The sequence below is a fragment of the Dolichospermum sp. LEGE 00246 genome, assembly GCF_015207865.1.
In the GTDB taxonomy this organism is placed as follows: domain Bacteria; phylum Cyanobacteriota; class Cyanobacteriia; order Cyanobacteriales; family Nostocaceae; genus Dolichospermum; species Dolichospermum heterosporum.
Genome location: NZ_JADEWA010000141.1, coordinates 1 through 11391, shown reverse-complemented (window position 1 = coordinate 11391; position 11391 = coordinate 1). Strand labels below are relative to the sequence as shown.

Here is an 11391-nt window from a genome sequence, read left to right as displayed (position 1 = left end):
GTATAATTTCCCCATCTATATATTCGTTTTTAAATTCTGATTTTTCTTCTAGTTCTAAATATTCTTCTGGAGTGTAATATTTGCTGGATGTTTGAATTTGCATATCAACCTCATATTTTTAATATCAATTACCCAGGATAATGCTTGGCTAAAAATTCTTGTGCTTCCGCTTTATCCTTAATTATACCATCTACAGTCGCAGTCAATAAATCATCAAGCATTTGCTTATATTGAGGACTAGGTTTATAACCCAATTGTTTTAAATCATTTCCATTTAATAACGGTTGAATATTTCCCCAATTTGTTAAATATTGCCAAATCCGTCTTCTGATTTTGCGGGGACTTTGTAAAGCAATTAAGATTAAAGTTTGCAAATCATATTTCCTGAGTAAATAGAGAGTTTGACTAGGTTTTTCAAAAGTGGGTAATAATGTACTTGTCTCAGATTCCACTGAAAATAATTTCTCTAATCTAATAATACTATCATCAGTTAATTGCAGGTTTTTAGCTACCTTTCCCCGATATTCCGGTTGTAAATAGGCAATTAATACTTCTAGACGCATTTGCCAATTTATTAAAGTTTGTTTTTTGTCAAATTTCCTTAAACAGTGTTTTAATAAATTTAATTGTCGAGAAAGTTCTGCATCTAATTTTAGAGTAGGATGAATACATTGTAAAGCCCCTAAATTATCCAGCAATTCTAAAGCTGATTGCCAATAAGGTGCTGCTAATATATATTTTAATTCGGTTTTTAGCCGAGTTTGCAAAGCTGGAGTTTTATGATTTTCTTGACTAGTCCGATCATAAACTCCACTGTTTATAGCATAACGAATATAGGCTTCTGTTTGTGGTTCTAGGGAAAATCCAAACCGCACTGCAAACCGGACTCCGCGATAAATCCGAGTTGGATCTTCAATAAAACTATTAGGGTGTAAAATCCGAACTTGCTGATTTTGTAAGTCTATAAAACCACCAAAGAAATCTAATAATTCACCAGCACGGGGAGAAGTTAGCCGCAAAGCCATTGCATTAATTGTAAAATCTCGCCGATATAAATCTTGCCGAATGGAACTAGCCTCAACTTCTGGATTTGCTGCTGGGTAAGGATAAAACTCGGTTCTTGCTGTGGCAATATCTACCCATAATGAGTCTAATAGTAAATCCTTATGCCATAATAAAGCCGCAGTTTGAAAAGCACCATGAATTTCTAATCTCGCATTTGGATAAATTTGCTGTAAAGCTTTAGCTAATTCTACACCTGCACCCACATCTGCGGTTTTATGAAAACCATCAACAACTAAATCAATATCATTAATCATCAAACTGCGAGTTTCTGTTTCTGCTAATAGCAAATCTCGCACCGCACCACCCACTAAATAAAGATGCCAACCCCGTTTTTCTGCTTCTTGGGATGCGGTACTGAGTAATCGCCAAAGCTGAGGAGTGAGACGTTTTTCTAATTCAGTATTGAGTCCTAAATTTCGAGAATAATTATCAGTTGTTAATTCTATATTTTGAATTGTTAGTTGGTGTAATTCTCTTAAAATATCGGTGCGGGTGACAATACCAACTAATTGCCCATGATCTAATACTGGTAATCTACCAATATCATAAGTTACCATTAAAGACTCAATTTCTGGTAAAGAAGTATCAGGGGTAATTGTCTTTAAATTACCTGTCATATAACCTTTAACCGGTGCATGACTAAACCCATGATGTAAAGCAATATCTAAATCCCGACGGGAAATAATTCCGATTAATAAATCTTGGTTATTAACTACAGATAAACCTGAATGTCCATAACGCAATAAAATCCGCTGGGCTTCAGCTATAGTAGTATCAGGGCGAATTGTCCGCACTGGCGAAGACATCAAATCTCTAGCTGTGGGAGGATGGGGAATTTGGGCTTTTAAACTATCTAATAATTCTTGTAAAATTTGTTGGGAATCTGTGGTACGCAGATTAAGAGATGCAGCTTGAGAATGTCCCCCACCACCATGAGGTTGAAATAAGGAATTAAGATTTGTTTGGGGAATTTTTGTTCTCCCAATTACTGTGAATCGCCAATCATCTTCACCTAAAGGATATTCATTTGCCAACAGTACAGCATCGGTTTCTGTTAAGTCAATAATTTCGGAAGCTAAACCTGATAAACCGGGGACAAAACCATCTGTTTTTAGTGTCACCCAAGCAATAGTATATCCCCGCAAACAAAGATATTGTAAATTCTCTAAAGCTGTACTTAATAATTGTTGTAATTGTGGTGATAAACCAGGATCACGATACGTGGAAATAACTGATAAATTTGCCCCTTGCTGCATTAACCAAGCTAAAGCTAAAGCATCTCTGGCTGTAGATTGTTTATAGGTTAATGAACCTGTATCAACATGAATACCTAAAGCCATTACAGTTGCTTGGGCAGAATTTAAAGAAATATTATTTTTTTGCAATTCTTCTACCATTAAGGTGGTTGTCGCCCCCACTTCATCAATATATAATTGGGTGCTGGGAATGTCTCTATCTTGTCCAAAATGATGATCGTAAACGATGATTTCTTGGACACTGGGTAAATCGAACCAGATAGCGGCTTTACCAAGGCGATCGCGCTTTTGAGTATCCACAACCATTAAAGAGCGAATATTTTCAGGATTTACGGAACGTCTTTCAATCAACGGATACTCGTCACGGTGTAACGCTAAAAAGTCCCTTACAGGAGGATGTGCGCCCCCAGTTAAGACAATTTTACTGCCTGGTTTGAGACAAGTTAACCCTACCGCTGCCCCCAAAGCATCAAAATCCGCAGTTGTGTGACAAAGAATTAAATCCATATATTAAAGGTGACAGGGGACAGGTAACAGGTGACAGAGAAGATAATTTCTATCTTAATCATTTTCCCAATCCCCGAAAGAAAAAAACAGATTGGAAGATCAGAAGTGAGCAACTGTTACAAACCAGACGTAAAATATTAATTGATCAGGCGATGCCATATGAGTTCATAAGGTTCACTGAAAAACCTAAACTGTTTATACAGCAGCAGTTTCGGGAAAACTAAGATTTAGTTATGTTGGGAAAAACAAAATGAGCATAGTATTTCAAATCGCTTTAATATCATTAGTCCTGTTCTCCTTCGTGCTTGTGATTGGTGTACCTGTTGTTTACGCTACTCCTCAAAACTGGGTAGAATCTAAAAAACTACTCTGGGTTGGTTCAGCAATTTGGACGGCTTTAGTCGTGTTAGTTGGTATATTAAACTTTTTTGTGGTTTAGTTGAATGCTTTGAATATTCACTAGCGCATACCGTACACACTTTTAGAATCATAAAAGCTTAGGTGAAGAGTCAAAAAGAAAAAACTTTCTTTTTTCAATATCTTCGCCATTTTTTGTAGGCTGGGTTAAGAGGTTGTTTGAAAAGTATTAGATGAAACCGATAATCTCCAGAAACCTAACCCCTCTTCCCCCCCTTCCCTACCTCTCCTAAAAGGAGAGGGAAGCAGAAAAACTTTTTTTACCTGCAAGTAGGGTTTCAAAGCCTCTCCCTAGCCCTCTCCTAAGAGGCTACGGTGTACACACATATCGAATCACCATTATTCCTCAAATTACCCCTCCCTAACCCTCCCCGATGCTTTGGGGAGGGAACTAATTCTTCCGGTTTCCCCCCAAAGCATCGGGGGGATTAAGGGGGGTAATTTAACTTGTGTTTACATGACTTTTTCCTGATTGTGCTTTCCCGCTCTTCTATTTTCATGGCAGAAAAGTATATTGATAAAGCAGTTATTATAAATTTATTTAGAGGCAGTTATGGCAGTTTTTGAAGGAAATTTTCAGCACACTGAGTCTTTGCGCTTTGGATTGATCATAGCTCGCTTCAATGATCTTGTTACTTTAAAACTAGTAGAAGGATGTAAAGACTGCTTAAAGCGTCATGGTATAGATTCTGACCCTGAAGGACAGCAGGTAGATTACGTATGGGTTCCTGGTAGTTTTGAAGTTCCCAATGTAGCTCGTCAGTTAGCAATGTCTGGTCGTTATGATGCCATAATTTGCCTCGGTGCAATCATTAAAGGACAAACACCGCATTTTGATTATGTATCTTCAGAAGTTTCTAAAGGTATTGCTGCGGTTAGTTTCCAAACAGGTGTACCTGTAATTTTTGGCATTTTAACCACAGATACCATGCAGCAAGCACTAGAACGAGCCGGCATCAAGAGTAATCATGGTTGGGAGTACGCTATGAATGCTATAGAAATGGCTAGTCTCATGCGGCAATTACGCCCGAATTTAGCAGGTTAATTGGGTGATGGGTGATGGGTGATGGGTAATGGGTAATTGGTTAAAAATTCTTGCCACTGACAACTGACAACTGACAACTGAAAAAAAGTTGAGCTAAGGGGTTGACAAAGTTGAATATATCTGGAATAATAAGTTTATTGGTGAGTCTCGCGGGTGTAGCTCAGTGGTAGAGCGCAACCTTGCCAAGGTTGATGTCGTGGGTTCGAATCCCATCACCCGCTTTCTAGTTAAAGTAGATATGTTAAAATAACACTAAAGACTTTCCATCACCACTAAATTTGTAAATGATGGATATTTAGATTGGGAGTTTGTGAGAAAACTTTCCCAGCTACATTATTAGACGCAATTTTAAGGTTTCCCATACTGATTTTCAGGAAAACTAGGGAATAATGTAAAAAACCGCCCAAGTTATTTATCTCGCTTGTGCAACCTCAAAAACCAGATAAAATTGACTTAAATATGGAATACATTTGTCCTTGTCGTCGCAATGGACAGTTAATTCCTATTACACTCACAGAAGCGTTTGGATGCGATCGCTGTCAGCAGATTTTTGTTGTCGAAGAAAACGGATATGTATTAGAACAACTTTCTACTACTTATCCTTACAAGCGTGCTTGGCGCTGGAAAGGCAATAATTGGCAAATTGTTCAACCCCGATTAGGACAAAACTATTTACCAATAGCACTCAGCATTATTTTTGTGTTAGTGATTATATGGCTACCATTAGCTCTACGATTGGCTAATAGTTCCAACATCATAGCTTGGGCAATTGTAGCATTGCTATTGGTAATTCTGCCAGCACTAATGGTCTGGCTTACTTACAGACGTTAACTCCATGACAGGTGAAGTGATTGATGATTACCCCGAACCTATGACAAGTGCTAACCGCGCTTTTCAGGCTTCCTTAAAATTGGGAACGACTAAGGGGACAGATAGAAGTCGCGCCGTGTTAGCAATGGCACAAGCGATAGAAAGCGATTTTGATGAAATTCTCGAAGCTAATACTCTGGATTTAGAAGCAAGTCGAGAAATGGCAGTTCCCGAATTAATTTTGGACTGGTTGAAGCTAACCCCCTCTAGGTTGGAGAATACTATTAAGATTCTGCAACGATTGGGGGAATTATCTGATCCTTTGCGCCGGGTGAGAACTGCTGATTATCAACAGGAAGACTCTCAAAGTTATACTCAATTAATGCCTTTAGGGGTAATTGCCTTTATTTATGAGGCTTTCCCGGATTTGGGGGCGATCGCTGCTGGTTTTTGCATAAAAACGGGCAATAGTATTATTCTTAAAGGTAGTACGGAAGCTAGTAACTCTAATACAGCGATCGCTAACGCCCTGCAAACAGCCATTACAAAAGTCGGATTACCCGCAGGTTGTGTAGAATTAATCACCGCTGAACATGGTGCTTCAGTGCGAGACTTAGTTACCCAAGATCAGTATTTAAGTTTAGTTATTCCCTACGGACGTTCCAGTTTAATTCAACAGGTAGTCAGACAAGCAACCTGCCCAGTGTTAAAATCAGCAATGGGTAATTGTTATCTGTATTGGTCAGTGAATAGTAGCTTAGAAATGATTCGCTGGATGATTATGGATAGCCATGAAGGTGAACCAGATCAAGTCAATGCCATTGAAAAAGTCTTAGTGCATCGTCAAGCCTTACCATCTTCCTTATCAGTGCTGTGGAGTAGTTTGAAAGAAAAAGGTTTTCAACTTAAAGGAGATGCAGAATTAGTTGCAGCATTTCCCCAATTGCAATTAGCCAAAGATGAAGAATGGGGAACACCGTATTTAACCAAAACAGTAGCTTTTAAGTTAGTAGATAGTTTAGAAAGTGCGATCGCTTGGATTAATCAATATAGTAGCAGTCATGCTGATAGTATTGTCACAGAATCTTACCAAGAAAGTCGCCAATTTGCTTTAGGAGTAAATAGTGCTTCCACTTATATTAATGCTTCCCCTCGTTTTTCCCGTCACTCCTCACGAGGAGAGGCTGCATTTTTAGGAATGTCCAATCAAAAAGGACATCGTCGGGGATTTATTAGTTTGGAAACATTGACAACGGTGAAGCATATTGTTCAGGGAAATGGACGGTTTTAATAGTGAGTTGTGAGAAATAGAACTGTTATATATTTATAATAGTCATTAAAGATATTCAGCTATTTCTCACAATACGCACAATTTCGTAAACAGAGAGTTTAAGTTATATGTCAAACCGACTAAAGCTTTTTAGAGAAAGAATGGCAGCTTTTGAGGGTGCAGCAAATCCATCAGAAGCAATTGAAAGTGGTTATTATGTCCACGCACCCGGAAAATTACTTGTAGATAATATCTCAAATCGTATAGCTTTGCGTCCGTCATCTTCACATCTTATTTTAGGAGGTATTGGATCTGGGAAAACAACTCAATTATTAGTTGCTTGTCAACAAATCAATGAAATAGAAGATACTCATGCTTATTATCTAGATGTAAGTAAGGATATAGATATTTCTAAAATATCAAATGGTATTTTGATCGTGTATGCAGGATTGCAACTTACCAAGTTAATAAAAGATCATGAAAATCAAATAATACAGGAATCCATTAAAGTTATTAATAAGTTCGCATTTGGCTATACAGAAGAATCTAATCTTTCTCGTTCTACTAATTATCTAGGTAATTTATTGACTTTGGGGATAAGAACAATAAAACATGAAGGAATAATTCCAACTCAATCAAATCAATATGGAGTAAAAGCTGATTTAGTAAAAGCAGTTAGCACACTAGCTCAAGAAGCTATAAAAAAGTATGGTTATATAGTTTTTATATTCGATGGATTAGATCGTTTACATGATTCTAAAACATTCATGCAGATTGTAGCTTCAGATGCAAAATATCTTTCATCTGTAGGTATTGGGTTAGTATTAGTGGGTCCATTAACTGCTATTTATGGTGACTATAGTGATATAGATGATAAAGGTTTAGATTCTTTTTACTATTCATACTATCAGCCATTTTTTGATGTAGAAAATGATCCAGAAGCTTATCATTTCTTTGAAAAAATTATTCAAGCTAGATCATGCGAAGATTTTATAGAAATATCAGCAATTAAAGCTTTGATTAACTTTTCTGGTGGGGTTTTACGAGACTTTATTACCCTGACACAAGCCTCCATTGAGGAAACATATCTATCAGGTGAAGATAAAGTACAAGAACAACAAGTTTTAAAAGCTGTTGATTCAACTGGTAGAAATCAATTACTTGGTATATCAGATAATGAACTGAAAATTATTAAGCAAATTCTCCAAACAGGAACATTTATTCCTAGAACTGATGAAGATTTAAGATTATTAGTAAGACGAGTAATTCTTGAATATAGATATCCAAAACTACGTTATGCAGTTCATCCAGCCATGAAACCATTAATTCAACAAATTGTAGATTAAAATGAACTTCGATGAAAAGTGCTAACTTCTTGCGAAGTGAGATTTTGAGGTGTTTAACAAAAGCCTGTGATGATAAGCTTTTAAACAAAGAATATTATTCTAAAATTCATGAACTACTCAAAAAGACACCAAAGAGTAAAGGACTTATTGAAATAACTGGAGGACAAAGAAACTTTAAGCGACTTAAAGAAATTCCCCATTTTGAAAGATTTGATGGTTGCTGGTTTGATTTTGCAATTTTAGTGGATGAAAATATTAAACCTGCTGAAATTATTGCTTTTGACTTTGAGATTAGATTTTTAGAAGATAACCCAACTAAATTTTTACGATTTGATCTAAATTTACCAGAACACAATAATGACAATCAAGGAAAACGATTTCATTTACATCCAGGTAATGATGACTTAATGATTCATGCTTCCCCAATGTCACCACTAGAAATTCTGTATTTATTTTTATATGACTTAAAAATGCCTGAACGTCCTCGCAGTTCATGACAACACTTTTTATTAGCTGCTTTAATTCTCTCCTCCCAAAATCAAATCCATAGCTTCCTGAATTACCTCATCTTGATTAACAAAATTCCCTAATTCATCTGCTGTATACCTGCCTTCAAAAGCCTCCAAAGCAGCCTTTCTTAAAGCCGATTCGTAAGCATCTTGTAAAGTTTCTAATAATTCATCCTCCTGCAAATAAAAACCCTTACCCTTGGGACGTTGATTAGTGCGTTGAATTTGCTTAACAGAATTAAAAATAGAAGTTTCCCAAGAACGAGTAGAACGTTTTTCAGCCCCTTGTTTAATCAAATGCAATAACAAAATAATCCCATAACTAAAAATCTTATTTAACTTATCAGACTTACTCATTTCCTCCAACTCTTCCACCAAATCCAAAGCTTCTAAAACTTTCCCTTCATGCAATAATTCTTTTAACATTAATAACTCTTCCATACTCCCTTTCCTCCTCTGAGTCTCTGTTGTTAAATTGGAATAAGATATATATATATATATTTTCTATGATAAGCTATGGCTATCAACGCAGCTTGACAATATATCCTGAAAATCCTCAAATCCTGGAAATCCTGATTCAGACATATTTATTTTCCGTAAATCAAGGTAGAATATCGGATAAATGTGCTACTTACCAAGATTATGAGCCTGTGCATCAATCCTAGCTGCTCAAAGCCGCAAAATCCAGATAATCGCCTCTTTTGTGAAACCTGTGGTTCAGGGTTGTTGCTACAAAACCGCTATCGGGTAGTAGTTAGGCTAGGAGGTGGTGGTTTTGGTGATACATTTGAAATCAATGAAGTCAGAACCAATAAAACCAAAGTTCTCAAAGTCTTAACTAATAATAGCCAGAAAGCCATAGAAGCATTTAAACAAGAAGCCGAAGTTTTAAGTCAACTTAATCATCCGAGTATTCCCAAAGTAGAACCAGGCGCTTATTTTGAACATTATTCTCGCAACAGCAAAACCCCAATTCATTGTTTCGTAATGGAAAAGATTGAGGGAGAAAACTTACATGAGTATATGAAAAAAAATAGTTTGCGTCCCATTAATCAAACTACAGCAATAGAATGGTTGAAAGATTTACTGATTATTTTAGAACAAGTCCATAATAAAAACTTTTTTCACCGAGATATCAAACCATCTAACGTCATGTTGAGGGTTGGAGATACTCAACTAGTATTAATTGATTTTGGCACGGTTAGAGAGGTGACAAACACAGTCATGATTCAGCAAGGTGGAGTTACCGGATTTAATTCTCCCGGTTACACACCTTCGGAACAATTGACTGGTAACGCTGTAAAGCAATCTGATTTCTTTGCTTTAGGACGGACATTTGTTTATTTACTCACGGGTAAAGAACCACTTGATCAAGAAATGTATGATTCTTATCATGCGACATTAAATTGGCGTAATTATGCACCGCAAATATCAAAAATGTTGGCAGATTTGCTAGATGAGATGATGCAAACTTTATATAAGGATCGTCCTCAAAATACCCAAGAGATTTTACAAAGGATAGCGAAAATAGAAAAAGCTTTACAACCACCACCTCCAAAACCTCAACTACAACCTCAACCTATTAAATATCAACCGAAACCAATTTCTCAGAAGCAGAAAAATACAACTCGTCGAGATTTTATCCAAACAGTGAGTTTAGTGCTTGGTGGTGCTGTTATCGCAGTTGTAGGACAAAATTTATTTTCTGGAAATAAAAATCAAACCTCAACACCAAAAATTACAACTTCTCCAAATACTCCAAATCCAACACCAGAACCTACAACATCTCCAAAACCAACCCCACAAAATACAACTTCTCCAAATACTCCAACACCAGAACCAACTCCAGAAATTACCACTCCCCCACTTCAAACCTTCAGTTTTGAAGTTGTCACCACAGACGCAACTGGAAGCATCACCAACCGCCGCAACGCCAGTGCAAAATACTTCACAGAAGACTTAGGAAACGGTGTTTTCTTAGAAATGGTGGAAATCCCAGGGGGAAAATTTATCATGGGTTCACCGGCAAGTGAAGCAGAAAGACATTCAAATGAAAGTCCCCAACACCAAGTGACTGTTCCGAGTTTCTGTATGGGTAAATACGAATTGACACAGGCGCAGTATCAAGCTATTATGGGAGATAATCCTGCTTATTTCAAAGGCAATAACCGCCCAGTTGAAAATGTGAGTTGGAATGATGCAGTTGCTTTTTGTGAAAAGTTAAGTCAAAAAACAGGAAAAAAATACAGATTACCCAGCGAAGCCGAATGGGAGTATGCTTGTAGAGCCGGAACTACCACACCATTTTATTTTGGTGAAAGTGTTACCCCTGATTTGGTAAATTATGATGGTAATTATACTTATGCTTCTGCACCCAAAGGTCAATATCGCCAACAAACCACAGATGTAGGAACTTTTCCCTGTAACGCTTTTGGTTTGTACGATATGCACGGGAATGTTTGGGAATGGTGTCAAGATGATTGGCAAGAAAATTATATAAACGCGCCTATAAATGGCAGTGCTTTAATTAGTCAAAGCAATATAAAGACGCTGCGCGGTGCTTCGTGGATCAGCAATCCTGAAGACTGCCGTTCTGCCACCCGCTTCATCAACTCCCGCGATGGCAGGAGCTACAGTCTCGGTTTTCGCGTTGTCTGTTTTAGTGCGGCGATGACTTAGTAGCCCTTTACACTCTTGCTCTTTTGCCCTCTTCTCTTTTTTTCTTTTCCCTTCTTAACCCACCGCCGTTAGGCGGAAAATATTTTTTTCTACAAAAAGCGGATTTTGGTGTCTTGATTCAGTATAGCACACATTTTCCATTTTGTCTGAATCAGGATATCCGGGATTTAAGGATTTTCAGGATGGAAGTATCGGTAAAATGTGAAGATAACGCCATCCTGTTCATCCTCTAATCTTGTACTTCGACTTCGCTCAGTAACCGTAAATCCTGATTCTGACAATAATCAAATACAGTTGTAGAATAGAAGAAAGATATCAATAATACCTGACAAATTGTGAATCAATTTTCATGAAAAATCCTGAAAATCCTGATTCGGACAAATTCCTATCCTGAAAATCCTAAAATCCTGGAAATCCTGATTCAGACAAATTCCTATCCTGAAAATCCTAAAATCCTGGAAATCCTGATTCAGACAAATTCCTATCC

9 protein-coding genes, 1 tRNA gene and 1 pseudogene are annotated in these 11391 nt (G+C 37.1%); 8 read left to right on the top strand and 3 right to left on the bottom strand.

Going from position 1 to position 11391, the window contains the following annotated elements; all coding sequences use genetic code 11:
- A pseudogene (locus IQ228_RS11645) lies at window positions 1-103 on the bottom strand (Uma2 family endonuclease); the annotation flags it as partial.
- A gap of 25 nt (window positions 104-128) precedes the next feature.
- Window positions 129-2828, bottom strand: coding sequence for a CBS domain-containing protein (locus IQ228_RS11640; RefSeq protein WP_027402121.1), 2700 nt, complete (start codon window positions 2826-2828; stop codon window positions 129-131).
- A 250-nt stretch (window positions 2829-3078) separates the two neighbouring features.
- Between IQ228_RS11640 and psbZ the strand changes: the two genes are divergently transcribed.
- The 7 genes from psbZ (at window position 3079) to IQ228_RS11605 (ending at window position 8213) form a co-directional block, all read left to right on the top strand.
- Window positions 3079-3267 (top strand): photosystem II reaction center protein PsbZ, encoded by a 189-nt coding sequence (gene psbZ / locus IQ228_RS11635; RefSeq protein ID WP_027402120.1) that lies wholly within the window; start codon window positions 3079-3081, stop codon window positions 3265-3267.
- A gap of 531 nt (window positions 3268-3798) precedes the next feature.
- A complete protein-coding gene (ribH, locus tag IQ228_RS11630; RefSeq protein ID WP_027402119.1) occupies window positions 3799-4290 on the top strand; it encodes a 6,7-dimethyl-8-ribityllumazine synthase in 492 nt (163 codons plus the stop codon).
- 149 nt (window positions 4291-4439) lie between these two features.
- Window positions 4440-4511: transfer RNA gene (locus tag IQ228_RS11625), tRNA-Gly, on the top strand.
- Window positions 4512-4713: 202 nt separating this feature from the next.
- Complete coding sequence (locus IQ228_RS11620) at window positions 4714-5121, top strand: hypothetical protein (protein WP_193962911.1); 408 nt, start codon at window positions 4714-4716, stop codon at window positions 5119-5121.
- 4 nt (window positions 5122-5125) lie between these two features.
- Window positions 5126-6391 carry a glutamate-5-semialdehyde dehydrogenase gene (locus tag IQ228_RS11615; protein ID WP_027402117.1) on the top strand — a complete coding sequence of 422 codons (1266 nt, stop codon included), beginning with the start codon at window positions 5126-5128 and terminating at the stop codon, window positions 6389-6391.
- A 107-nt stretch (window positions 6392-6498) separates the two neighbouring features.
- Complete coding sequence (locus tag IQ228_RS11610) at window positions 6499-7716, top strand: hypothetical protein (protein WP_193962910.1); 1218 nt, start codon at window positions 6499-6501, stop codon at window positions 7714-7716.
- An 11-nt stretch (window positions 7717-7727) separates the two neighbouring features.
- Window positions 7728-8213, top strand: coding sequence for a hypothetical protein (locus tag IQ228_RS11605; RefSeq protein WP_096669310.1), 486 nt, complete (start codon window positions 7728-7730; stop codon window positions 8211-8213).
- A 21-nt stretch (window positions 8214-8234) separates the two neighbouring features.
- Here the strand turns inward: IQ228_RS11605 and IQ228_RS11600 are convergent, their stop codons facing one another.
- A complete protein-coding gene (locus IQ228_RS11600) occupies window positions 8235-8666 on the bottom strand; it encodes a DUF29 family protein (RefSeq protein WP_096669308.1) in 432 nt (143 codons plus the stop codon).
- Window positions 8667-8867: 201 nt separating this feature from the next.
- Here IQ228_RS11600 and IQ228_RS11595 point away from each other — a divergent pair, with 201 nt between their 5' ends.
- Window positions 8868-10904 carry a bifunctional serine/threonine-protein kinase/formylglycine-generating enzyme family protein gene (locus IQ228_RS11595; protein ID WP_193962909.1) on the top strand — a complete coding sequence of 679 codons (2037 nt, stop codon included), beginning with the start codon at window positions 8868-8870 and terminating at the stop codon, window positions 10902-10904.
- The last annotated feature ends 487 nt before the right edge of the window (window positions 10905-11391 follow it).